A 21,917-nucleotide genomic window follows, 5' to 3' on the forward strand; every position below is an offset into this window, starting at 1 on the left:
TCACACCAAGTTCATCTACCAAGGGTGTCAGACACCGGCTACCGTCGCCCCCGGCTACGCGCCGCCGCTGGCGGCCTGATGCGTTGGTGCCTGGCAGGCAACACGGTGATCCCTTGTGCGTGCCTACCGCCTCGCGGGCCGCGCTTCTACGATGGACCTGTCATCACTCACACACGCAAGGACAGGCCATGTCTAAGACCACCAAGTTCGGATTGCCCTTCATCGCCGCGGCGGCGCTGCTCGGCCAGCCCGCTTACGCCGCCTCCCATCACGCATCGTCCGGCGCCACGGCCGCCGATCCCATCGTCACCGAACTGATGACCAAGGCCCTGCCGGACATTCCCGGCAAGGACGCGCTGATGCTCATCGTCGACTATCCGCCCGGCGGGGCCGATCCCATTCACCGCCATGATGCGTATGGTTTTGTCTATGTGCTGGAAGGCAGCATCGTCATGCAGGTCAAGGGCGGCAAGGAAGTCACGTTGACGCCCGGGCAAACCTTCTATGAAGGGCCGGACGACGTTCACACGGTGGGGCGCAATGCCAGCCAGACCCAGCCGGCCAAGTTCCTGGTCGTCCTCATCAAGAAGCAAGGCGCGCCCGCCCTGACCCCGGTCAAATAAGGTTGCCCGGCACGCGGCGGGGGCCTTTCGTCGGCCCGCCAGGCCTTCCCCTCGGGGCAGGGCCTTAATGAGATGGTCAGCCCGATCCCCACGAAGCGGTACGCTGAGTGGGGATTGTTCTTTCTGGGAGACCTCTCATGAGCACCGTCACGCTGATTGGCATCGATCTGGGTAAGCATAGCTTCCATCTGCACGGGCAGGATTCTGCCGGCAGGATGGTGTTTCGCAAGAAGTGCTCTCGCCAGCAAGTGTTCACGTTGCTGGGTAATAGCCCGTGCAGCACGGTGGTGATGGAGGCCTGCGCAGGAGCCCATTGGATGGCGCGCCGCATCCAGGCGCTAGGCCACCAACCCAAGCTGATCTCCCCACAGTTCGTGCGCCCTTTCGTGCAGGGCAACAAGAACGACTTTGCCGATGCGCAGGCGATCTGCGAAGCCGCCTCGCGCCCGAGCATGCGGTTCGTGTGCGTGCGCAACGAGGCTCAGCAGACCGTCTCGGCGCTGCACCGCGTCCGAGAGTCGCTGGTGCGCGAGCGCACCGGCGTGATCAACCAAGTCCACGCCTTTTTGCTGGAGTTCGGCATCAGCCTGCCGCGCGGCCAGGCGATCCTGCGGCGCCTGCCAGCGGTGTTGGCCGAGCATGAGCTGCCGCCCCGACTGGCGGCATTGCTTGAACGGCTGCAGGCGCACTTCAAGTATTTGGACGAGCAGATCGGCGAAATCGAACGCGATTTGTGCCAGCAACTGCGCGAGGATGAACGCAGCCAGCGGCTTCTGGAGATCCCCGGCATCGGGCCGATCACCGCGAGCGTGCTGATGACAGAATTGGGCGATGCGCAGCAATTCGGTTCGGCCCGCCAGTTCGCCGCCTCTGTGGGTCTGGTGCCACGCCAATACAGCACTGGCGGTACGCCTAAGCTGCTGGGAATCAGCAAGCGTGGCGACAAGAATCTCAGGCGGCTGTTGGTGCAGGGCGCACGAGCGATCATGCAACGCGTAGAGCGGCGCACGGATCGGCTGGGCGTCTGGGTACGCGAGCTGCTGGCACGACGCCACTCGAACGTGGTGGCCTGCGCGCTGGCCAATAAATTGGCGAGGATAGCCTGGGCCATCCTCGCCAATGGAACGAACTACCGAAGTGAGCAGGCTGTTAGCGCAACCTGACATTCATCACCGTTTTACGCAGTCACTTCCTGGTTTTGCGACGCGAGTACGTGAAGACATAAACGGCTCAACGGCCTGGCAAGAAACCTGGTAAAAAATTCAGCACCTGGATGCTGAGGCCCTTTTGAGGTTTGCCGGGCGCGACTCTCATCATGGAGCGGGGGACCTGTCCCCAAACGACTCCGAATAGATTTGAGCAAAGCCCAATTTACGCCAACACAAACCCGCTTGCAAAAATCGGGCTGACCATAGATTTTTTTTGCGCGTGATGTCACAAGATTGCAGGCTGCGCCGTCTTAGCTGTAGGATCAACCCACTTGCGGCGCCGCCACCATGTCGACACCCTACCCTGCCCCTTCGGATACCCCTGCTTCGGCCGGACCGGATTCCCTGGCCGACAGCTTTGCCACCAGCTATGCCGGTGTCATGGCCTTTATCGCGGTCGCCGCTGAAGGCAATTTCGCCAAGGCGGGCGACCGGCTTGGCATCGGCCGCTCGGCCGTCAGCCGCAGCGTGCAGAAGCTTGAAGATCAGCTCGGCACGCGACTGTTCGTGCGCACCACGCGCAGCACGTCGCTCACGCCCGAGGGCCAGCGCTTCTACGAGCAATGCCACCCGGGCGTTGAACGCATCATCCAGGCGCTGGACGATATGCGCGACCTTCGCGAGGGCCCGCCGTCGGGCCAGTTGCGCGTGTGCGCCACCGTGGGCTTGGGCCGCAAGGTCGTCGCGCCGCTGTTGAAGGGATTTCGCGAGGCCAATCCGGGCATCTCGGTGGAGTTGCTGCTGGACGACGGCCCTACCGACTTCACCACCGACCGCGTGGACGTGTCCTTTCGCAACGGGCGCATGGAAGACAGCCAGGTGATCGCCAAGAAGGTGATCCCGATGCAGATGATGCTGTGCGCGTCGCCGGCCTATGCCGCGCGCCACGGACTGCCCGCCAGCGTCGAGGACATCGCGGACCATGCCTGCGTGAATTTCAAGCTGGCGTCCGGCCGCGTGTTCGAATGGGAGTTCAAGGTGGGCGGACAGATGCGCAAGGTGGCGCCGCCCGGCATGCTGACCTTCAACGACGCGGACCTGGTGCTGCAATCGGTGCTGGACGGACACGGCATCGCGCAGATGGCGGCCTATCAGGTCTGCGACCATCTGCGGGCGGGCCGGCTGGTGGCCTGCCTGCCGCAATATGCGCCGGACGACCGCGGGCATTACCTGTGCTTTCTCAGCCGCCAGCACCTGCCGGCGCGCATGCGCGTGTTCATCGATTACATGACGGAGAACATCCGCGCGATGGACCTGCAGATACTGGACAGCCTGCTGGTCAAGCCGGCGTGAAGCGCAAGGCAGCAAGGCGCGTGGAAAGGCGCCCCGGCAAGCGGCGCTACTGCGTCAGTGCGACGACGCTTTCGATGCCGCCCTGCGCCATCTTGGAATAAGGACAGAGGCGCTCGGTGTTGCGCACCAGTTCTTCGGCAATGGCCTTGTCCAGGCCGGGCAGGTGGATGTTGACGTCCGCCTTCAGCGCGAACAGGCCATCGACGGGGTCACGCCCGAACGCGATCGTGGCGGTGACCGAGGCGTCGGGAATGGACAGCCCGGACCGCTGGGCCAGCATGCTGAGCGCACCGTGAAAGCAGGCCGCGTAACCGGCGGCAAAGAGCTGCTCGGGGTTGGTTCCGCCGCCCGTGCCGCCCAGTTCGACGGGCAACCGTAATTCCACAAGCAGTTCGCCGTCGTCCGACATGGCGATGCCCGAGGCGCGGCCATGCGCGGCCTCCCCGCCCCGCACCGTCACGCTGGTGGTGTACAGGGGCCGGAAGTCGCCGCCCCGGTACTTGTCCAGGAGGCTTTGGGGAGGAGGCCGCAGTTTGCTCATGTGGGTCCTTGTGACCGCCGCTACTTGCTTGCACCCGAGTGGCTGAACCAGGTGTCAAAGTCGATCTTGCCCAGGCGCGGGCGGGATCCGGGCACCAGTGTGCTGTCGTCCAGCAGCGCGCCGAAATAGCGCACGCCGGCGTCCGCGTGCACGGTGCGGGAGTCCCCGATTCTACGCATGTAGCGTTGGGCCAGTTCGGACAACCTGACCTTCTCCGGACCAGCGATCTCGACAATGCCGTTCACGGGCGCGCCCAACGTGGCGTCGGCCATGGCCAGCGCCACGTCGTCCGAGGCGATGGGCTGCACGTAGGCGGAGGACAACCGTACCTCTTCGCCCTGCGTGCCGGACTGCACGATGCCGCCCAGGAACTCGAAGAACTGCGTGCTGTGCACGATGGTGTACGGAATGCCGGCGGCTTCGATCAGGTCTTCCTGCGCGATCTTGCCGCGGAAGTAGCCGCTTTCGGCGAGGCGGCGGGTGCCCACCACCGACAGCGCGACATGATGGCGCACGCCCGCGCGCTTTTCGGCGGCCAGCAGGTTGCGGCCGGAGGTCTGGAAGAATTCCAGGACGGCCTTGTCTTCGAAGGACGGCGAGTTGGCCACGTCGACCACGACGTCGACCCCGTCCAGGGCCGCGTCCAGGCCTTCGCCGGTGATCGTGTTCACGCCGGTGGCGGGCGAGGCGGCGATGGCCTCATGGCCGCGTTCGGCAAGCAGTTTGACGAGCTTGGAGCCGATCAGGCCCGTGCCGCCGATGACGAGGATTTTCATGATCGATCCTTAGTTGAATTGGGCCTTGTCCAGCCCATACGCCTTGTCGGCCGAGCCGGGCACGGTCTGGAATCCCACGTTCAGCCGGTTCCAGCCATTGATGGCCATGACGGCAAAGCTGAGGTCCGAGATTTCCTTTTCGGACAGTTCGCCGCGCACGCGCTCGTACACCTCGGTCGGCACGCCATGCACGCCCAGCGTGGTCAGCGCTTCGGTCCAGGCCAGGCAGGCGCGCTCGCGCGCCGAGAATTGATTGGATTCGCGCCAGATGGCGACATGGTGCAGGCGCAGTTCGCGCTCGCCGGCAAGCTTGGCCTGCTTGATGTGCATGTCCAGGCAGAAGCCGCAGCCGTTGATCTGCGAGGCGCGGATGTCGACCAGGTCAAGGATCGACTTTTCGATGGTGCCGGATTTGGCCAGCATGGTGAACTCGACAAACTTCTTGAACAGTTCCGGCGATTGGGCAAAGGCGTTGAGACGTTGGCTCATGATGGCTCCTGGGTGGGTTGGGCGCTTCCCGGTCGGGTTGCCGGGCGCGGCGCTTGCTTGTTCGACGCCCAAATCGTAGGCCGACCCGCCGGACCGCAGTAGCCCCGGCGCGGGGACCATGATGTTGCCGCAATGGCAACAATCGGCAGGCGCGGTCACGCCGACAATAGGCAGGCAATCAAGGCTCGCGCCCGGAACTCATCATGAACAGAAACGATATCTCGATGCAGGACATCCATTACTTCGTCGAAGTCGCCAAGCGTGGAAAGCTGTCCGCCACCGCCGCCGCGCTCGGCATCCCCGTCGCCACGCTGTCGCGGCGGCTCACGCAGCTGGAACAGGCGCTGGGCTACAAGCTCCTGAACCGCACGACGCGCAGCGTCAGCCTGACGGCCATCGGACAGCAGTACTTCGATCATTGCGCGGAACACGTCGAAGGCGCCCTGTCGGCGCACGAAATCATCAACTCACGGCTGAACCACCTGGCGGGCACGCTGCGCGTGTCGGTCATGCCCGGCCTGACGACGATCCTGCCGGCGGTGCTGAAAGAGCTGCGCGAAACCTATCCGCAGATCTCGTTCGAGGTGGAGCTTGGCTTGGCCGACACGGGCCGCAATGGCCAGCACTTCGACCTGATGTTGCGCTCGGGCGAGCTGGCGGATTCGGCGCTCATCCAGAAGCACGTCGCGCAGGTGCAGTGGGTGCTGGTCGCGGCCAGCAGCTACCTGGACCGATTCGGCCGGCCGACCTGCCCGGAAGACCTGGGCCTGCACGAGCGCATCATCACCGGCGACCTGCAGGACTGGACACTGGGCGAAGGCGAGAGCCTGCTGAACGTCCGCGGCCCCACCCACATCGGTACCAACAGCTCGGCGCTGGGTGTGCAGCTTGCCATCGCCGGGCTGGGCATTGCCTGGATGCCCAGCCACCTGGCGCTGTCGCAAACACTGCGGGAACTGGATCTGGAACAGATCCTGCCAGACTGGAAACTACCCCCCGCGACCATCTACGCGCTCTCCGACAACCGCGTGACGCCGGCGCGGGCGAAGGTGTTTCTGGATACGCTGCAACGGCATCTGCGCGTGAACTAGTCGCCTGCATCCCGGGCGCACGCCCTGGCTCACCCCAGCAAGTTTTCCCTGACGTGCACCAGATGCCGGCGCACCGCCGCCATGGCGCGGTCTGCGTCGCGGTCATGTAGCGCCTCGACGATCTCGCGGTGTTCAGCCTGGTAGGCCGCGCGCCGTTCAGGGGTGAGGCTCTTGCGCTTGAGCGCCCCCCAGGTAGCCTGCGAGCGCGCCGCAGTCATCAGCGCGAAGACCTTTTCGATGAAGAGATTGTGCGTGGCCGTGGCCATCAGCTCGTGCAGTTTCGCATCCCACACCTCGAACGCTTCAAAGCTGGCGGCGGCCTCCGCCTCGTCGCACGCATGCTGCATGGCCGCGAAATCGGCCGGCGTGCCGTGCTGCACCACCAACGCCGCAATAGCCGGTTCCAGCACCAGGCGCGCGGCCATCAGTTCGGCAGGGCTCGTGGACAGCACCTCGCCGCGCAAGAACGCCTCGGTCTGCGCCAGCGTCGACGGCGGGTTGGCGTAGGTGCCGCTGCCCACGCGCTGCGAGATCAGTCCGTCGTCCTTCAACTGCGCCAGCGTGCGGCGCACGGTAGACCGGCTGAGGCCGAATTCCTCGCTTAACGCGCGCTCGGTCGGCAGGCGATGGCCGGCGGGCCAGATACCCGACTGCAGGTTTTCGATGATGACCGCCCGCATGGCGGAGGCTTTGTCCATGAGGACTCCCGGATGAATGCCGCGATGATACCAAATCAGTCCAATAAATTCCTGCTTATCCGGAAATAAACGGATTCGCCTGTGGAGAATTTTGGTTTATCCTGCCGAACAGCACCAATTGGGCCTAAATTATCCAAATTGGTATTTTTTGGTATCTCATCAACGGGCGGCGTAAGCCCCGTAGGAGCAAGCATGAAAATCGCGGTATTTCGAGTCAATGGTGAACGGCGCGTGGGCGTGGTCGCGGACGACGGCAGCACGGTTACCGCGCTGGATTTCGCGCCCGAACTGGCCGCGGCCGGCGCACTGACGGCGGTGCGGTGGCTGGCAGAGGGCCGCGCCCTGCCCGCCCAGACGGGACCGTCCTACCGCTGGGATCAGGTCGAGCACGAAGCGCCCCTGCCGGCGCAGCCGCGCAACCTGTTCTGCGTGGGCCGCAACTATCACGCCCATGCCAAGGAACTGCGCGACTCCGTCTTCAAGGACAACGACGCCAACCCGGAATCCTGGCCCATCGTCTTCACCAAGGTGCCGCAAACCGTGGTGGGCCCCTGGTCCGACGTGACGCTGCCCACGGGCATCTCCGACAAGATCGACTACGAAGCCGAACTGGCGGTGGTGATCGGCAAGGGCGGTCGCAACATCTCCCGCGCCGAAGCCATGAGCCACGTCATCGCCTACACCGTGGTCAATGACGTCACCGCACGCGACGTACAGATGCGCCACCAGCAATGGGACCTGGGCAAATCCTTCGACACCTTCTGCCCGATGGGTCCGTGGCTGGTCACCGCCGACGAGCTGGACGGACGCAACACGCGCGTACGCTGCTGGGTGAACGGCGAGCTTCGCCAGGACGGCAACACGGAAGACCTGATCTTCGACATTCCCACGCTCATCGAAACCTGCTCGCGCGGCATCACGCTGTACCCCGGCGACGTCATTGCCACCGGCACGCCCGCTGGCGTCGGCCAGGGCCTGAATCCGCCCCAGTTCCTCAAGAGCGGGGACACCGTCCGCATTGAAATCGACGGCATTGGAAGGATCGAGAACCGATTCGTCTGACGCCCGCGCCAATGAGCGCCGGTCAATGAAACCGGCGCCGCGCAGCACGCAAGCCCATAAGGAGTGAGACATGAAACTGCGCTGCAAACAGGTGGCCGCGGCTGCCTTGCTATGCCTGAGTGCGACGGCCACGATGACCGTGCTGGCCGCCGGCTATCCCGAACGCCCCGTCACGCTGATGGTGCCCTTCCCGCCCGGCGGCGTGGCCGACACCATCGCCCGCCCCATTGCCCAGGCCTTGGGGGACAAGCTGGGCCAACCCATCGTCATCGAAAACAAGGGCGGCGCGGGCGGGGCCATCGGCATCGGCCAAGCGGGCCGCGCCAAGCCCGATGGCTACACGTTGCTGATGAGCCTGTCGTCGATTTCCATCCTGCCCGCAGCCGACCGGCTGCTGGAGCGCAAACCCGCCTATCAGCTGGACCAGTTCGTGCCGATCGCCCGTATCACGGCCGATCCCACCGTGCTGGTGGTGCGCGCGGACGCGCCCTACAAGACGCTGGACGAATTCCTTGAGGCGGCCAGGAAACAGGGCGGCAAGCTGAGCTACGGCAGCTCGGGCATCTACGGCACGATGCACGTGCCGATGGAAATGCTGCAGAGCGCCGCCGGCATCAAGATGATGCACGTGCCCTTCACCGGCGCGGGTCCTGCGGTGCAGGCGCTGGTCGGCGGGCAGGTCGACGCCCTGGCCACCGGCCCGTCCAGCGTCATGCAGCTCATTCAAGCTGGACGTGTCCGCCCACTGGCGCATTGGGGCGATGGCAAGCTGGAGAGCCTGCCGCAGGTGCCATCGCTCAAGTCCAAGGGGTTTGACGCCAGCTTCGTGCAGTGGTCCGGCATCTTCGCGCTGGCCGGCACGCCGCCCGCCGTCATCGCCAAGCTGCGCGATGCCGTCAAGCAGATCGCGGACGATCCCGCGGTGCAGGCGCGCATCGCCGGCACCGGCAGCCCGGTGCAGTACCTGGACGCGCCGGCGTTCGACGACTATTGGAAAAAGGACTCCGCGTCGCTGGAAGTGGCGGTCAAGCGGATCGGCAAGGTGGAATGACGAACTAGACCGTAGCGTCTATGGGGGGCTTCGCGCCCCCTTTTTTCATTGCACCGTTTCGCGCCCCGCCGCCTGCCGGGCCAGCGCCTTGCGGTCCACCTTGCCCACCGCGTTCTCCGGCAACCGGTCGATCCAGATCACGTCACGCGGCACGTAGATCCGGCCCAACCGCGCCAGCACCTCGGCCTGTATCGCGGCCGCGTCGGGCGCGGCGTCGCCATTGCCCTGCACGAAGATAACCGGCGTCTCGCCCAGATCCTCGTCCGGCGCCCCCACCACGCAGCAGGCGGCGATGCCGGGCATACCCGTCACCACGCCTTCGATGAGCGCGGGCGAAATGTTCTCGCCGCCGCGGATGATGACGTCCTTGATGCGGCCGGTGATCATTAGATAACCCTGTGCGTCGAAGCGGCCCAGGTCGCCCGTGCGCAGCAGCCGCGGCGCGCCCGCGTCCGCACTGTCCACGCCAAGATAGCCCAGCATCAGGCTGTCGCCCGCGATGCAGATCTCGCCTTCGGCGCCTGCCGGCGCCAGGCTGCCGTCGGGCAGGCGCAGGCTCACGTCCTGCCCTTCAAGCACCGTGCCCACCGATCCCACGCGCCGCGCCGCGGGCGGATTCATGGTGGACGTGCACGTGGCCTCCGACAGGCCATAGGACACGACCAGCGGACACCCGAGGAAGGCTTCGATCCGGCGGTGCAAGGCCTCGGTGATGGGCGCCGAGCCGCAACGGGCAAAGCGCAGGCCGGCCAGGCTGTCCGGATCGAACGTCAATTCCAGCATCCGCGCATACATGGTCGGCACGCCGGTGATGATCGTGGGCCGGAAGGCGGCCAGCAGACCCGGCATGTCCTGCGCGCGGAACCGGCCGGCCAGCGCCACGCTCGCCCCCGCCAGCAGCGGCGTGAAGATCTGATTGTTGAGCGCGTTGGTGTGGTGCAGCGGCATGACGTGCAGCAGGCGATCGCCGGGCGTCAGACCCGTATGCGCCAGAACGCCGCGCGCGTTGTTCACGAGCCCCCGATGGCTGAGCAGCACGCCCTTCGGATTGCCGGTGCTGCCGGACGTAAAAAGCAGCAGCCCCGGGGCCTCTGGCGCGACATCCGCGCCGGACCAGTCCTGCCCGCCCTGCGCGGTCTTTGCCGCATCGAGCACGCGCGCCGCCGGCAGGCCGCAGCCGCGCGCGGTGGCAGCGTTGTCGCTATCGACCAGCATCCACGTCAGCCCCACAGCCGCCACGCGCCGCGCGGTTTCCTCAACCGACAGCCGCGGCTCCAGCGGGCACGGGCAAGCACCCGCCGCCATGACGCCCAGAATGGCCAGCACCTGCGCCAGCGAGCGCTCCATCGCCACGCCAACGTAGTCGCCGGGCGCAACGCCGGCAGCCCTCAGGCCGCCCGCGGCCTGCCCCACCCGGCGGCGCAGGTCCGCGTAGGTGACGCTTTCCTCGGCGGTCACGAGCGCGTGGCGCGCGGCCCATTCCGGCTGGTCCCACAAGCGTGCAAACGCCGCCACGACCGTGGCATCGGCAATCGACATGACTGATTCCCCCTGTACCGGGCTCGATGTGATGGGTGGATGCGCGATCAGCGCAGCGTGACGGCGGCGTCGCGTTCGAATTGCCCGTCCGCGTCCAGTTCGCGCAAGGCAAGGGCTTCGCGCTCGGTCGGCGGTTCGGTCGGACCCGCGCCGGCGGCGTCGAACTCAAAGCCCGTGCGCTCGCGCACCTCGGACAGGCTGGATTCTGGATGCCACGATTGCAGCGCCAGCCGGCCGTCGCGTTTGATGAACACGGCAATCGGCGTGACCACTCCGTGAAAGCCGCCCCACGACGTCATGAAGTCCAGCTTGGGCACGAACGTGCGGCGCGAATGCTCGGTGCGCCAGGTGCAGGCGCGCCGCGCCGTGGGCAGCATCACCGCGCCGCCGCCGCCGCCGGGCAGGCGGACCTTGGGTTCGTGCCAGTCGCCAATGCACGAGTTGTTGGCGCAGCCCGCGCCGTCGATCTGCGCGGCGCCCAGAAACGTCAGGTCCATGCGGCCGCGCGTGCACAGATCGTAGAAGTCTTCGTTCGAGAAGATCGACGCCGTGTGCTCGGCCAGCACCGGATCGGAGCTGGACAACGGAATGTGCGAAGGCCGCGGGTTCACGCCGCCGGCCACATTGATATAGACGAAGTCCCAGTCATACGCGCGCTTGGCCAGCAGGCAGGCCAGCATGGGCATCGTGGAATTGACGCCGCTGAACGTAATTTCATCGGGGCGGATGAAGCGCGCCAGGTTGGTGACGATGTACGAAAAGCCCGACCATTGCTCAGCCATGATTTCCCTCCCGCGCTTCGGGCGCCGCAGCCAGGTGCGCGCGCAGATCGCTGTTCTTGTCCATGTAGGTTTCCACCGCGGGATAGTCGATGGCGTAATCGGGCCAGCACGATCCCGGCCACGCGCCCCGCGGCACGACCGCATAGGCCTGCACCATGAAATACGGCACCAGCGTGGATTCGGGCTGCGCCTCGAACACCGCGCTATCCACCTGCTTTTCGGCCACCACCAGCACGCTGCCGGCGGCACGCGACATGATCCGGTCCCAATGCGCGGTGCCATGCACGCGCACATTGCCCTGCGCATCCACCTCCGACGCCTGGATCACTGCGAAGTCCGGCCGGATCGCGGGCACCACCCAGGTCTTCTCGCCGCTGCCGTACGGGTCTTCCAGGCATTTCCAGCCGTTCAGTTCCGGCAGGCCGCTGCCGTGCAGGCCGCCGCAGGGCTGAAACGGCACGCCGAAGGCCGCCGCGCGCAGGCCGGCAGTCAGGCTGGCGCAGGCATGTTCCTCCAGCTCGATCTCGTGGCGTTCCACGGCGCGCCGGTACCAGGGCGCCAGACCAAAGTTGCCCTCCATCGCGACGATGCCCGCGCGCACGCGGCGCAGCACGCCCTCCCGGCACAGGATGTCGACGTCGTAGCCCGGCGACTGCTTGATGAGTTCGAGATCGCGCTTTTCCTGGCGGATCAGTTCACGCACGAACGCGAACGGACCGCGATGCAGGAAGCTGCCGCCCAGCGCGATCGATGCCCCGTTAGGCACCAGCGCCGCCAGTTCCTGCAAGCTGCACTGCTTGTTCTTCTGATTGAATCCTGAAGCCATTGTCTTCCTCCCTGCTTGATGGGGCGCGCCTAGCGCGCCTGCAGATATGCCGCCACGCGGTCCTTCAGCCCCGGCGCCGATGCCGAGCGCACCAGCCGTGCCAGGTCCGTGTCCGGCGTCTCCTGCGACAGCGCGGCGTAAAGCTGCACGCGGCTGTCGTCCGTGAGCGCGCCGGCGGTTTCCAGCGCCTCGTCGCCGATCCGCGTCCAGTCGGCCGGCGCCGCAAGCCGGCTGGCAAAGCCGTCGCGCAAGGCGTCTTCGGCATTGAACGTGGCGGCCTGTTCAAGCACCGTGCGCGCGCGCTCGGCGCCCACCAGCGACGCAAACCGCCGCGTGCCCAGCACCAGTCCAAACTTCAGGCCGGGCATCCGGAACGTGGCGTCCGGCGCGCTGACGCGCCATTTGCAAGCCCCGAACACATCCACGCCCGCGCCGAAATTGCGCCCGTGCGCCAGCGCGACGGTCAGGCACGGCGAGGCCGCCAGCCGCTGCAGCAGGGTTTCGATCCGCACGAAGCGCAGCAGCAGATCGCCTTCGCTCTGCGTCTGCCAATCGCCGAAGTCAAAGCCCGCGCTGAAATTCTTGCCTTCGCCTTGCAGCACGATGACCTTGGCGCCCTGGCCTTCGGCCTCGTCAAGCGCCGCGATCAGCGCCTCGACCAGGTCGGCCGACAGCGCATTCATCTTTTCGGGGCGCGCCAGCGTCAGCACGTGGCGCGGCCCTTGTCTGTCGATACGCAGGACGCTCATGCCGCGCTCCCTTTGCCGCCCGCACGCAGCGGCCCCAGCACTTCGTCGTTGTGTTCGCCCAGCGCCGGGGGCCTGCGCCGCAGCGCCGTCGTCTCGCCGTCGAACCGCACCGGCAGCCCGAACGTGCGCGTCTGCACGCCGTTGGGCAGCTCAAGCGGCTGGACCCAGCCCATGTGCGCGACCTGCGGATCGTCCAGCACCTCGGAATACGTGTTGATGGGCGCGCACGGCACGCCGGCCGCGCGGAAACGCGCCAGCCATTCCTGCGCCTCGTGTTCCGCAAAGATCGCTTCCAGGATGTCGCGCAGCGCGGTCTGGTTGCGCGCGCGTGCGCTGGTGTCGGTAAAGCGCGGATCGGCCAGCAGGTCGTCGCGCCCCACCGTGGCGCACACGGCTTTCCACAGCGCCTGGTTGCCGGCGGCCATGCCGAAATACCCGTTCTTGCAGCGAAATGCCTGATACGGCGCGTTGCGCGGGTGCGCCGACCCCAGCTTGACGGGATCCTTGCCGCTGCCGAAGAACTCGGACGTCTGCAACGCAGCAATGCCCAGCGTCGCGCCCAGCATCGGCACGTCGATGTGCGTGCCCTGCCCGCTTGCCTGCGCCGCGCGCAGCGCAGACGCGATGGCGAACGCGCCATACAGCCCGGCCGAAAAGTCGGCCAGCGGCACGCCGCATTTGACGGGTTCGCCGCCGGCCTCGCCCGTCACGCTCATGATCCCGCTCATGGCCTGGATGGTGAGGTCAAAGCCGCCTTCCTGCGAGCGCGGTCCGGACTGGCCATAGGCGGAGATCGAGCAATAGACCAGGCGCGGATTGGCCTCGCGCAGCTGCATGTATCCCAGGCCCAACCGATCCATCACGCCCGGCCGGTTGTTTTCGATGAGCACGTCGGCGCGCAGCGCCAGCTCGCGCGCCAAGGCCACGTCGCCGGGATCCTTCAGGTTCAGCGTCACCGAGCGCTTGTTGCGGTTGAGCGAAGCGAAGTTCTCGCTGTAGCCATCGGAGATGGGCGGCCAGCTGCGCAGCGTATCGCCGCCTTCGGGGTGCTCCACCTTGATGACGTCCGCGCCCATGTCCGCCAACAACATGCCGCAAAAAGGTCCCGCCGCGACGTTGCAAATCTCCAGCACTGTGATGCCGGTTAGCGCCGAACTGGGTGTCATGCCTGACCTCTCGTTATGAAAATTCAATATTTGGGATAAGAAAAACAGTATAAGACGCGGCTTTCAACGGTGGCATCATCCAGTCCGACAAAGACGGGAAGTCGTTGATTTCCTGGCTAAGCCTAGTGCAATCCCTAGGTGTCGCGGTTAATTGTTGACCAGCATAGCACCGTGTGGAATTCTACGTAAACCATTTATTGGAACGTCGATCCTATATTTTAGGATTTAGTAAAAGAGGACTGCAGCGGTCAAGTCGCCGGCGATACGCACGGCGCCTGTCGCATGCTGGCCCATCCACCGAGGAGACTTGCATGAGACTGTTGTGGCGTATTGCCTTGGCCAGCACGGTGCTGGCGCTGTCGGCCAATCCCGCTTCCGCGGACAACTGGCCAACGAAACCCGTGCGCATGGTGGTGCCGTTTCCGCCGGGTGGTGCAACGGACGCCGCCGCGCGCATCTATGCGCAGCATCTGGGAGACTTTCTCGGCCAGAGCGTGGTCGTGGAAAACAAGGCGGGCGCGGGTGGCGAGATCGGCGCGGAGTTCGTCGCCAAGTCCGCGGGCGACGGCTACACGCTGCTGATGGGCGCCGTGGGCAGCCACGCCATCCACGCGGCCATGCCCGACAAGCCGGGCTACGATTTCGGCACGGCCTTCGTCGGCGTGTCGATGGCCACCAGCATGCCGATGGCGGTGGCGGTCAACAGCAGCAAGATCTCCGCCAAGAACGTGCAGGAATTGATTGCGCTGGCCAAAAGCAAACCCGGCACGATCACGTTCGGATCGGCCGGCCCGGGCACCTCGCAGCACATGGCGGGCGAACTCTTCCAGGCGGTGACCGGCACGCGGCTGATGCACGTGCCTTACCGTGGCAGCGGACCGGCCATCACGGATCTGCTGGGCGGCCAGATCGACATGGTCATCGAAACCCTGCCCGCCCTCTTGCCGCAGGTTGCCAGCGGCAAGATCCGCCTCTTGGGCGTCACGACCGCCAAGCGCGCAACGGCGCTGCCCGACCTGCCGACGCTGATGGAACAGGGAGTGAAAGACTATTCGGTCGCCACCACGTACGCCCTGCTCGCGCCGGCGGGCACGCCGCCCGCGGTCGTCGAGAAGCTGTCGGACGGGATGCGCCGCGCCGCCGCGATGCCCTCCGTGCAGCAGGCCGCCTTGAAGCTCGGCGCCGACGCCATCGCCACGACCCCGGCCGACACCAGCCGGATGCTCAAGCAGGAAACCTCGCGCTGGGCCGACGTGGTGCGCCTGTCGGTGGCGAAATGACGCCCGCCCCCGCATCGGGCCGGCCGGCCGCAATCGACCTGGCCATCGTCGGCGGCGGCTCGGTCGGCGTCAGCTTCCTGTATCAGTTCCTGCTGGCGCTGCAGGCCGCGCCCCCCGTGCGGGAGGCGCGGCCGCCGGTGATCCATCTGTTCGAACCGCAGGCTGTGCCCGGCCCGGGCGGCGCATACCAGGACGACCTGCGCAGCAACCTGCTCAACATCCCCGCCGGCAACATGTCGGCGCGCGCCGACCATCGGCTGGACTTTGTCGACTGGCTGCGCGCTCAGGATGCCGGCTGGCTCGGCGGCTACGGCGTCACCGCGATCGATCCGGCCGACTTTCTGCCGCGTCCGCTCTTCGGCGCCTACATGGGCGCGGTCTACGAACGCTGCCGCCAGCTCGCCCGGTCCCTTGGCGTGACGCTGGAACACGTGCGCAGCCGCGTGCACCGCGTGGCGCCCCAGCCGGACGGCGGCGCGATCATCCAGCTCGCACACGGCCCGCTGCGCCACGCGCGCCACGCCGTGCTGTGCAACGGCAACCTGCCCTCGCAGGCGTTCCCCTCGCTGGAAGGCGTGGCCGGTTTCTTCAACAGCCCGTATCCAGTGTCGGCGCTTGCGCAGGACATCGCACCCGATGCGTCCGTGTGCATCGTCGGCACCAGCCTGAGCGCGGTGGACGCCGTGGCCGCACTGCAACAGGCCGGACACCAAGGCCCGATCCTGTGCGTGTCGCGCAACGGCCGCTTGCCGTCCGTGCGCAGCCCGCACAACCGTCCCCCGGACACGCTGCAACGCCTGAGCCGAGACGGCGCCCTCGCCCTGGCCGCTCAGCACGGGGGAACGCTTACGCTGGACATCATCTGGCAAGCCCTGCGCGACGAAGTGCTGGCGTTGCAGGGGTCTCTGGACCCCGACGAGGTGCTGGGCATGGACGGCGACGCGCGATCCGCGCTGGAAGACGAGATCCGCCGGTCGTCCGCCGCCCCGCGCCCGTGGCAGGCGGTGGCCGCGGCCACCAACGCGGCGGTCGATCAGATCTGGCACTTGCTGCCCGATACCGAACGGCGCCGCTTCCAGTCGCAATGGCGATCGCTATGGATGGCCCGGCGCGCAACCTTTCCCATGCGCAACGCCTTGAAATTGCAGGCACTGTTTGGCGCGAATCAGCTCAGCGTTGCGGCGGGCTTTGCCGGCTGCGAACACGATCCGGCCAGGGGCCTGTTCCGCACGCGGCTGCGCACGGCGGACGGCCAGATCGAACACCTGAGCCATCATCTGATCAACGCCACGAGCTTCTCGGTGGACGCAGCGCGCACGGACGATCCGCTGGTGTCTGAACTGCTGCGCGAGGGCCACGCGCAGGCCGATCCGCACGGCGGACTCACGCTGGACTACGACACGGGCTGCCTGATAAATGGCGCCGGCCAGCACGTGGCTGGCGTCTCGGTGCTGGGAAGCCTGGCCGGAGGCACCTACTTCTGGACCACGTCCATGGACGTCAATGCCCGCCTGGCGCGCGATCAGGCCGAGCGGATCGCGGCCACCCTGCGCGCCACGCCCCTCACTGATCCAGAAACCCGCGGCGATAGCCCATTCCCTGAGAGATGGACTGCGCACAGGCCGCCACATCCGGCGCAAGCTGCTTCATCCTAGCGGCGCTCAGGCGATCCAGGGGGCCAGAGATGCCCACCGCGGCCACGGGCTGGTCCAGACTGTTGAACACCGTCACCGCCAGCCCGCCCACCCCTTCGCGCCACTCTCCGCGGTTCACCGCGTAACCGGCGCGCGCGATCTTGCGCAGCTCGTCTTTCAAAAGCGGCATGGACACGATGGTGGACGGGGTGTGCCGCAACATCTGCTCCGCGTAGCGTTCGACGTAACCCTCGGGCTGATACGCAAGCAGCGCCTTGCCGGTCGCCACCGCATAGGCAGGCGCGCGGCCGCCCACCATCGAGTACGCGCGAATGGGTTGCGGGCTGTCGATCTTGTCCACATACACCACGTCAAAGCCATCCAGCACCGACAGGTGCACGGTCTCGCCCGTCTGGTCCGCCAGCGTGCGCATGTGGGGCGCGGCCAGTTTGCGCACGTCCAGTTGCGCCAGTTGCCGCGCCGCCAGTTCGAAAAGGCGCACGGCCCCGCGGTAACCGCCGCCGTCGTCGTCCTTGATCACGTAGCCGGCGTGTATCAGCGTCTGCAAGGTGCGATGCGTATTGCTGCGGGTCAGACCCACGCGGGCCGCCAGCGCGTCGATGGTGCGCGGCGGATTGTCCACATCGGTCACGGCTTCCAACACCATCAGCCCTTTGAGCAGCGTCTTGTCCATTCGTGATTTTTCCTAATATTTAGGACGGGAACATAGCACGGGACGCGGTGCGGGAACAGCAAATTCCGCCCGGCGGATACGCTAGCCCAGCGTGGCGCGCACGGCGGCGGACCGATCCCACAGATTGGGCAGGCTAGGCGACGAATAGCCCGAGACGAACGGCTTGGCCTGGCCGGTATCGGGGTCATACACGTGACGCGACACCGCGCCGATATTGCCGCCATACAGGTGCACGCTGATGGACACCCGATCCGGATAGGCATTGGACACGCGATGGATGTCGCCCTCGGCCGGCGACAGGCGCTCGACGTCGCCCGGGCGAAGCGTCGTCGCCTCGCCCGCCAACGCCAACCGGCCGTCCGCATTACGCGTGAACCGCTGATTGATCTCCGCGCCGCGCAGCATGCCCACATAGCCCCAGACCTCGTGATCGTGCACGGGCGTGGACTGGCCCGGCCCCCACACGAAGCTCACCAGCGAGAATCGCTCCAGCGGATCGCAATGCAGCAGGTACTGCTGGTAGAACTGCGGATGCGGGGCGGTACAGGCGTGGGGCAGCCAATCGTCGTGCCCCACCAGGTCCCCGAACGCCGCCGCCAGCTCGGGGCCCTGGTCCAGCCCCTGCGGCGAAGCCAGCCGCGTCGCAGTGGCAATAAAACGGCGCAGCCGTTCCAGGCCGGTGTTCGATTCAGGCATTCTCAGCTCTCCAAGGCGGGATGAAATCCCAGATTGAAAAAACAGTATCCACGATTCAGGACGCGGACGCACGCGCGTCCCGCTTGCCGCCCCGCGCAGCGCCGCGTGCGCGCCCTTGACAGCGCCTTGCCGGCGCGTGCAGCGTATCGAACTGTCTGCAAGGTTGGAAATGAAAAACACGCATCACGATATTCCGCCCGCGCTGGCGCAGGCCCTGCGCAGCGCGCGCCGCGTCGTCGTATTCACGGGCGCCGGGGTGTCCGCCGAAAGCGGCATCGCCACGTTCCGCGATGCCCTGACCGGGCTCTGGTCGCGCTTTGACGCCCAGGCGCTGGCCACGCCCGAAGCATTTCGCGAACATCCCGACCTGGTATGGGGCTGGTACGAATGGCGGCGCGCGCAGGTCCTGCGCGCCGCGCCCAACGCCGCACACCACGCCATTGCGGCGCTGGCGCGCCATGTCCCGGCGTTGGCCGTCATCACGCAGAACGTGGACGACCTGCACGAGCGCGCGGGCAGCCGCGCGGTCACGCATCTGCACGGCAGCCTGCATGCGCCGCGTTGTTCGCGCTGCGGCGCTCCGCAAGCGTTTGCCACCGGCCTGCCGCAAGAGCCCGACGCCGGCCGGCGCCTGGCGCCGCCGCCGTGCACGGAGTGCGGCGCGCCGGTACGGCCCGGCGTCGTCTGGTTCGGCGAAAGCCTGCCCGCGCAGGCCTGGCGTGACGCCACCCTTGCCGTGCAGCAGTGCGACCTGCTTTTCAGCATCGGCACCTCGTCCCTCGTATATCCCGCGGCCGAACTGCCGCGGCTGGCCGTCGCGGGCGGCGCCACGGTCGTGCAGGTCAACCCGGCCGCAACGCCGCTGGACGCGATCGCCCATCACAACCTGCGCGGCGCCGCGGCCCAGATCATGCCCGCCGTGCTGGCGGCGGCGCAATTCACGCCAGGCCTGCCGGCCACGCCGGCAACACCGGGCGGCCGCGAGGTTTTGTGAGCATCCGTGGCGTCCAACCACACGCCTATGACACTTGCGCGACACTTCCAGGAAAACCCTCAAATTCACCATTACATCGGCGCTATACAGTGGTGTAATGGGCTTCGTTTGTGGAGATGATCATTCCGTTTTCCTGGAGACTTCCTGACGTCTTCGTACGTTCGCCGGACGGTGTGCTGCACCGTGTGGTGCGTCACGCCACGACCACGGAAACCATCGCCAAGCTCGAAGGCATGCCCAGCAATACCCACCTGGATTGCGAATGCAAGCTCGACAACGGCGAAACGCTGTGCTGGATGGGCAACGACAAGTATCGCCAACTGAACGGCGGCGCCATCTTTCTTGCCGTCACGGCACACACCACACCCCGGGGCGAATCGCGGCACAGCGGCGCGGTCCCGGGCGATGAAAAGGCGGCATCCGCGCCGCGCGCCTCTCGCAAGAAAGTTGCAGGGGCCAAGGCGCGCCTGCCGCCAGCTGTAGTCAATCTAAAAACCGGCAACGATTGGAGCTTGATACGCGCCTGGCGCGAGCATCTGAACATCAGCACTGCTGACATGGCTGCCCGGCTTGGCGTCGATCACTCCATCTATATCGAGTTGGAACGGCCGCGCCCGCGGCCCCGGCAGGTCATACTTGACCGCGTGTCGGCGGCCCTGGGCGTATCGCCAGACCAACTCGATGATTCATTGTTAGGAGGACAGTTTCATTAGCGTCGCGCGCAAGGCATTGCCTTGCGCTCCCGCCGTGAATTGTTCAGACGACTTTGGCGCCGACACCTGACGGCCCGCGCATGGAGGTATTGAATATGCTCGGCACCGCAAGACGATTGACCGATGTGCTCGCCACATCGCCGGATGGCACGTTGTATCGCATCGAACGTTTCGTTTCCGATCCCGATGCGTATTCCGCGCTGGGCACGCCACGCTTTGACCCGAAGACGCATTGCGTCTGCCGCACCAGCTCCGGTGAAAAGGTCGCGTGGCTGGGCGGCCAGACCTATCAGCTTCTCAAAAGCGGCACATCCCTGACGGCGGTGGACCGACGACGCGCCTGATGCCCTACCGCTACCGCGCAAATCGCGTCACCACGAAATCCACGAAGGTCGTGAGTTTGGGCGGCGCCTGGCGATCCTTCGCATACAACAGCATGATGGGCCGGGCGACCGGCCAATAAGGCTGCAGGATCGGCACCAGGCGGCCGGCGCGCACGTCGTCAGTCAGCAGCAGTTCGGGCTGCAGCACGATACCAAAGCCGGCCAGCGCCGCCTGCCGCAGCGCCTGCCCATTGTTCGACACGAACCGCCCCGTGGGATACCCCATTTCCCCGCCCTCATCCGTGCCCAGCCGCCAGCCCGTGCGCCGGCTCCAATGCGAAAAATCCAGGCACTGATGCCGGGCCAGATCGCCAGGCGTGGCGGGCGTGCCGTAGCGCGCCAGATACGCCGGCGCGGCGCAGACGATCATCTGATAAAGCCCGATACGCCGCGCCACCAGACCCGAATCCGCGGGCTCGCCAATGCGCAGCGCCACGTCAAAGCGGGATGCCACCACGTTTTCCACGTTATCGCTCAACGACAGTTCCACGCTCACGTCCGGATAGATCGACAGGTAATCGGCGATCACCGGCGCCAGCGCGAATGACCCGAACGACACCGACGACGTGATGCGCAAATGGCCGCGCGGGGCCGACCGCAGCGCCTCGGCGCCCTGCTCCGCATCGCGAATGTCCGCCAGGATCGCCTTGCACCGCGCAAAGTACGCCTGTCCCGCCTCGGTCAGGCTCTGGCGGCGCGTCGTGCGGTTCATCAGCCGCAGTCCCAGCCGGTCTTCCAGCCCCTTGACGTGCTTGGCGGCCATCGCGGGCGACATGTCCAGCTGCGCCGCGGCGGCCGTCAGGCTGCCCAGCTCGACCACCGCCACGAAGACTTCCATGCTAAGCAGCCGATCCATGGATTCCGTACCCTGAGTGTTGACTGATCCGACAATTCTAGGATTTTTCTTGCGGAATGCGACGCGCAGAATGCGTTCATGCGCTGGCGGACCCGCCGGCGGCCACCCCAAACGGCATTCCACGGAGAACTACATGAAGATCATCCTCATCGGCGCAAATGGCACGCTCGGCAGCGCAGTCGCCCGCGAACTGGGCCAACGTCACGACATCATCGCGGTGGGCAAGCGCCGCGGCCAATATCAGGTCGACATGACCCGCAGCGACAGCATTCGCGACCTCTTCGAACGGGTTGGCAAGGTCGACGCCATCGTGTCCGCCGCCGGCAGCCTGCACTTCGGCCCGCTTGCCGACATGACGGCGGAACAGTTCAAGATTGGCCTGCATGACAAATTGCTGGGACAGGTCGACTTGGCCCTCATCGGCCAGCACTACGTCAACGCGGGCGGCTCGATCACCCTGACCAGCGGCATCCTGAGCGACGAGCCCATTCGCAATGGCGCCAACGCCGCCGCCGTGAACAGCGCCATCGACGGCTTCGTGCGCGGCGCGGCAGTCGAACTGCAAGGGATCCGCATCAACGCGGTCAGCCCTACCGTGCTGCAGGAGTCGCTGGACAGCTACGGCCCCTACTTCCAGGGCTTCGAGGCGGCCCCGGCCAGCCGCGTGGCGCTGGCCTTCAGCCGCAGCGTCGAAGGCGCGCAGACGGGACGCGTGTACCGCGTGTGGTGAGCCGCGCCAGTGATCCGCGCCAGTGATCCGCGCCACGAAAAAA

Annotated in this window: 24 protein-coding genes; 12 read left to right on the forward strand and 12 right to left on the reverse strand. The window is 66.4% G+C overall.

Features of this window, described 5'->3' with window-relative positions; all coding sequences use genetic code 11:
• Positions 1–188 precede the first annotated feature (188 nt).
• The 3 genes from QEP15_RS16995 to QEP15_RS17005 all read left to right on the forward strand — a co-directional run bounded on the left by QEP15_RS16995 (position 189) and on the right by QEP15_RS17005 (position 3,124).
• Positions 189–623, forward strand: a complete 435-nt coding sequence (locus QEP15_RS16995) for a cupin domain-containing protein (RefSeq protein ID WP_175155909.1) — start codon at positions 189–191, stop codon at positions 621–623.
• 137 nt (positions 624–760) lie between these two features.
• The gene (locus QEP15_RS17000) at positions 761–1,786 is read left to right on the forward strand and encodes an IS110 family RNA-guided transposase (protein ID WP_142049788.1); all 1,026 of its coding nucleotides are present in this window, start codon (positions 761–763) and stop codon (positions 1,784–1,786) included.
• Positions 1,787–2,119: 333 nt separating this feature from the next.
• Complete coding sequence (locus QEP15_RS17005; RefSeq protein WP_280147757.1) at positions 2,120–3,124, forward strand: LysR family transcriptional regulator; 1,005 nt, start codon at positions 2,120–2,122, stop codon at positions 3,122–3,124.
• 46 nt (positions 3,125–3,170) lie between these two features.
• On the opposite strand, the gene QEP15_RS17010 is transcribed toward QEP15_RS17005, so the two are convergent.
• From QEP15_RS17010 to QEP15_RS17020, 3 genes are read right to left on the reverse strand one after another with little or no spacing between them, the layout of a single operon-like run.
• Positions 3,171–3,665, reverse strand: coding sequence for an Ohr family peroxiredoxin (locus QEP15_RS17010; RefSeq protein WP_152384986.1), 495 nt, complete (start codon positions 3,663–3,665; stop codon positions 3,171–3,173).
• A 20-nt stretch (positions 3,666–3,685) separates the two neighbouring features.
• Positions 3,686–4,441, reverse strand: a complete 756-nt coding sequence (locus QEP15_RS17015; RefSeq protein ID WP_253856788.1) for an SDR family oxidoreductase — start codon at positions 4,439–4,441, stop codon at positions 3,686–3,688.
• Positions 4,442–4,450: 9 nt separating this feature from the next.
• Positions 4,451–4,930: a carboxymuconolactone decarboxylase family protein gene (locus QEP15_RS17020; RefSeq protein WP_056323593.1), complete on the reverse strand. Its 480-nt coding sequence runs from the start codon at positions 4,928–4,930 to the stop codon at positions 4,451–4,453.
• Positions 4,931–5,133: 203 nt separating this feature from the next.
• Here QEP15_RS17020 and QEP15_RS17025 point away from each other — a divergent pair, with 203 nt between their 5' ends.
• Entirely contained in the window at positions 5,134–6,021 is an 888-nt protein-coding gene (locus QEP15_RS17025) for a LysR family transcriptional regulator (protein WP_280147758.1), read from the forward strand.
• Between the two features lie 29 nt (positions 6,022–6,050).
• On the opposite strand, the gene QEP15_RS17030 is transcribed toward QEP15_RS17025, so the two are convergent.
• Entirely contained in the window at positions 6,051–6,719 is a 669-nt protein-coding gene (locus QEP15_RS17030; RefSeq protein ID WP_142054379.1) for a FadR/GntR family transcriptional regulator, read from the reverse strand.
• Positions 6,720–6,911: 192 nt separating this feature from the next.
• Between QEP15_RS17030 and QEP15_RS17035 the strand changes: the two genes are divergently transcribed.
• Entirely contained in the window at positions 6,912–7,781 is an 870-nt protein-coding gene (locus tag QEP15_RS17035) for a fumarylacetoacetate hydrolase family protein (RefSeq protein ID WP_152384990.1), read from the forward strand.
• A gap of 70 nt (positions 7,782–7,851) precedes the next feature.
• Positions 7,852–8,832 (forward strand): tripartite tricarboxylate transporter substrate binding protein, encoded by a 981-nt coding sequence (locus QEP15_RS17040; protein ID WP_280147759.1) that lies wholly within the window; start codon positions 7,852–7,854, stop codon positions 8,830–8,832.
• Positions 8,833–8,877: 45 nt separating this feature from the next.
• Here QEP15_RS17040 and QEP15_RS17045 read toward each other — a convergent pair whose 3' ends face one another.
• Genes QEP15_RS17045 through QEP15_RS17065 form a run of 5 tightly spaced genes read right to left on the reverse strand, consistent with a single transcriptional unit; the run spans position 8,878 to position 13,894 of the window.
• Positions 8,878–10,371 carry a class I adenylate-forming enzyme family protein gene (locus QEP15_RS17045; protein ID WP_280147760.1) on the reverse strand — a complete coding sequence of 498 codons (1,494 nt, stop codon included), beginning with the start codon at positions 10,369–10,371 and terminating at the stop codon, positions 8,878–8,880.
• Between the two features lie 47 nt (positions 10,372–10,418).
• On the reverse strand, positions 10,419–11,153 hold the full coding sequence (locus QEP15_RS17050) for a CoA-transferase subunit beta (protein ID WP_056323575.1): 735 nt from the start codon (positions 11,151–11,153) through the stop codon (positions 10,419–10,421).
• Entirely contained in the window at positions 11,146–11,979 is an 834-nt protein-coding gene (locus QEP15_RS17055) for a CoA transferase subunit A (protein WP_175155917.1), read from the reverse strand. The genes QEP15_RS17050 and QEP15_RS17055 overlap by 8 nt, the downstream gene beginning before the upstream one ends.
• Before the next feature lie 29 nt (positions 11,980–12,008).
• Positions 12,009–12,728 (reverse strand): enoyl-CoA hydratase/isomerase family protein, encoded by a 720-nt coding sequence (locus tag QEP15_RS17060; protein WP_056323570.1) that lies wholly within the window; start codon positions 12,726–12,728, stop codon positions 12,009–12,011.
• Positions 12,725–13,894: a CaiB/BaiF CoA transferase family protein gene (locus tag QEP15_RS17065; protein ID WP_180098273.1), complete on the reverse strand. Its 1,170-nt coding sequence runs from the start codon at positions 13,892–13,894 to the stop codon at positions 12,725–12,727. Before QEP15_RS17065 ends, QEP15_RS17060 begins: the two co-directional genes overlap by 4 nt.
• Positions 13,895–14,205: 311 nt before the next feature.
• Here QEP15_RS17065 and QEP15_RS17070 point away from each other — a divergent pair, with 311 nt between their 5' ends.
• The gene (locus QEP15_RS17070) at positions 14,206–15,174 is read left to right on the forward strand and encodes a Bug family tripartite tricarboxylate transporter substrate binding protein (protein WP_056323564.1); all 969 of its coding nucleotides are present in this window, start codon (positions 14,206–14,208) and stop codon (positions 15,172–15,174) included.
• Complete coding sequence (locus QEP15_RS17075; RefSeq protein ID WP_280147761.1) at positions 15,171–16,829, forward strand: FAD/NAD(P)-binding protein; 1,659 nt, start codon at positions 15,171–15,173, stop codon at positions 16,827–16,829. Before QEP15_RS17070 ends, QEP15_RS17075 begins: the two co-directional genes overlap by 4 nt.
• Here the strand turns inward: QEP15_RS17075 and QEP15_RS17080 are convergent.
• Positions 16,738–17,502: an IclR family transcriptional regulator gene (locus QEP15_RS17080; protein WP_175155920.1), complete on the reverse strand. Its 765-nt coding sequence runs from the start codon at positions 17,500–17,502 to the stop codon at positions 16,738–16,740. The two genes, QEP15_RS17075 and QEP15_RS17080, sit on opposite strands and share 92 nt — an antisense overlap.
• 81 nt (positions 17,503–17,583) lie before the next feature.
• Positions 17,584–18,198 (reverse strand): cysteine dioxygenase family protein, encoded by a 615-nt coding sequence (locus QEP15_RS17085; protein ID WP_152384998.1) that lies wholly within the window; start codon positions 18,196–18,198, stop codon positions 17,584–17,586.
• Between the two features lie 169 nt (positions 18,199–18,367).
• On the opposite strand from QEP15_RS17085, the gene QEP15_RS17090 reads away from it, so the two are divergent.
• The 3 genes from QEP15_RS17090 (at position 18,368) to QEP15_RS17100 (ending at position 20,249) form a co-directional block, all read left to right on the forward strand.
• The gene (locus tag QEP15_RS17090) at positions 18,368–19,192 is read left to right on the forward strand and encodes an SIR2 family NAD-dependent protein deacylase (RefSeq protein WP_280147762.1); all 825 of its coding nucleotides are present in this window, start codon (positions 18,368–18,370) and stop codon (positions 19,190–19,192) included.
• 110 nt (positions 19,193–19,302) lie between these two features.
• Entirely contained in the window at positions 19,303–19,905 is a 603-nt protein-coding gene (locus QEP15_RS17095; protein WP_152385000.1) for a helix-turn-helix domain-containing protein, read from the forward strand.
• A gap of 95 nt (positions 19,906–20,000) precedes the next feature.
• Positions 20,001–20,249 (forward strand): hypothetical protein, encoded by a 249-nt coding sequence (locus QEP15_RS17100; protein ID WP_172802127.1) that lies wholly within the window; start codon positions 20,001–20,003, stop codon positions 20,247–20,249.
• 10 nt (positions 20,250–20,259) lie between these two features.
• Here QEP15_RS17100 and QEP15_RS17105 read toward each other — a convergent pair whose 3' ends face one another.
• On the reverse strand, positions 20,260–21,144 hold the full coding sequence (locus QEP15_RS17105) for a LysR family transcriptional regulator (RefSeq protein WP_280147763.1): 885 nt from the start codon (positions 21,142–21,144) through the stop codon (positions 20,260–20,262).
• A 133-nt stretch (positions 21,145–21,277) separates the two neighbouring features.
• Here QEP15_RS17105 and QEP15_RS17110 point away from each other — a divergent pair, with 133 nt between their 5' ends.
• Complete coding sequence (locus tag QEP15_RS17110) at positions 21,278–21,874, forward strand: short chain dehydrogenase (RefSeq protein ID WP_280147764.1); 597 nt, start codon at positions 21,278–21,280, stop codon at positions 21,872–21,874.
• Positions 21,875–21,917 lie beyond the last annotated feature (43 nt).

Source organism: Achromobacter mucicolens, assembly GCF_029866465.1.
Taxonomy (GTDB): domain Bacteria; phylum Pseudomonadota; class Gammaproteobacteria; order Burkholderiales; family Burkholderiaceae_B; genus Achromobacter; species Achromobacter mucicolens.

Bases quoted from the DNA above. Each gene is read 5' to 3' on its own strand.
- QEP15_RS17065 (WP_180098273.1), bottom strand. From the start codon at position 13,894: ATGACACCCAGTTCGGCGCTAACCGGCATCACAGTGCTGGAGATTTGC.
- QEP15_RS17000 (WP_142049788.1), top strand. From the start codon at position 761: ATGAGCACCGTCACGCTGATTGGCATCGATCTGGGTAAGCATAGCTTC.
- QEP15_RS17060 (WP_056323570.1), bottom strand. From the start codon at position 12,728: ATGAGCGTCCTGCGTATCGACAGACAAGGGCCGCGCCACGTGCTGACG.
- QEP15_RS17050 (WP_056323575.1), bottom strand. From the start codon at position 11,153: ATGGCTGAGCAATGGTCGGGCTTTTCGTACATCGTCACCAACCTGGCG.
- QEP15_RS17080 (WP_175155920.1), bottom strand. From the start codon at position 17,502: ATGGACAAGACGCTGCTCAAAGGGCTGATGGTGTTGGAAGCCGTGACC.
- QEP15_RS17040 (WP_280147759.1), top strand. From the start codon at position 7,852: ATGAAACTGCGCTGCAAACAGGTGGCCGCGGCTGCCTTGCTATGCCTG.
- QEP15_RS17020 (WP_056323593.1), bottom strand. From the start codon at position 4,930: ATGAGCCAACGTCTCAACGCCTTTGCCCAATCGCCGGAACTGTTCAAG.
- QEP15_RS17070 (WP_056323564.1), top strand. From the start codon at position 14,206: ATGAGACTGTTGTGGCGTATTGCCTTGGCCAGCACGGTGCTGGCGCTG.
- QEP15_RS17025 (WP_280147758.1), top strand. From the start codon at position 5,134: ATGAACAGAAACGATATCTCGATGCAGGACATCCATTACTTCGTCGAA.
- QEP15_RS17015 (WP_253856788.1), bottom strand. From the start codon at position 4,441: ATGAAAATCCTCGTCATCGGCGGCACGGGCCTGATCGGCTCCAAGCTC.
- QEP15_RS17110 (WP_280147764.1), top strand. From the start codon at position 21,278: ATGAAGATCATCCTCATCGGCGCAAATGGCACGCTCGGCAGCGCAGTC.
- QEP15_RS17105 (WP_280147763.1), bottom strand. From the start codon at position 21,144: ATGGATCGGCTGCTTAGCATGGAAGTCTTCGTGGCGGTGGTCGAGCTG.
- QEP15_RS17085 (WP_152384998.1), bottom strand. From the start codon at position 18,198: ATGCCTGAATCGAACACCGGCCTGGAACGGCTGCGCCGTTTTATTGCC.
- QEP15_RS17010 (WP_152384986.1), bottom strand. From the start codon at position 3,665: ATGAGCAAACTGCGGCCTCCTCCCCAAAGCCTCCTGGACAAGTACCGG.
- QEP15_RS16995 (WP_175155909.1), top strand. From the start codon at position 189: ATGTCTAAGACCACCAAGTTCGGATTGCCCTTCATCGCCGCGGCGGCG.
- QEP15_RS17055 (WP_175155917.1), bottom strand. From the start codon at position 11,979: ATGGCTTCAGGATTCAATCAGAAGAACAAGCAGTGCAGCTTGCAGGAA.
- QEP15_RS17045 (WP_280147760.1), bottom strand. From the start codon at position 10,371: ATGTCGATTGCCGATGCCACGGTCGTGGCGGCGTTTGCACGCTTGTGG.
- QEP15_RS17075 (WP_280147761.1), top strand. From the start codon at position 15,171: ATGACGCCCGCCCCCGCATCGGGCCGGCCGGCCGCAATCGACCTGGCC.
- QEP15_RS17090 (WP_280147762.1), top strand. From the start codon at position 18,368: ATGAAAAACACGCATCACGATATTCCGCCCGCGCTGGCGCAGGCCCTG.
- QEP15_RS17005 (WP_280147757.1), top strand. From the start codon at position 2,120: ATGTCGACACCCTACCCTGCCCCTTCGGATACCCCTGCTTCGGCCGGA.
- QEP15_RS17030 (WP_142054379.1), bottom strand. From the start codon at position 6,719: ATGGACAAAGCCTCCGCCATGCGGGCGGTCATCATCGAAAACCTGCAG.
- QEP15_RS17100 (WP_172802127.1), top strand. From the start codon at position 20,001: ATGCTCGGCACCGCAAGACGATTGACCGATGTGCTCGCCACATCGCCG.
- QEP15_RS17035 (WP_152384990.1), top strand. From the start codon at position 6,912: ATGAAAATCGCGGTATTTCGAGTCAATGGTGAACGGCGCGTGGGCGTG.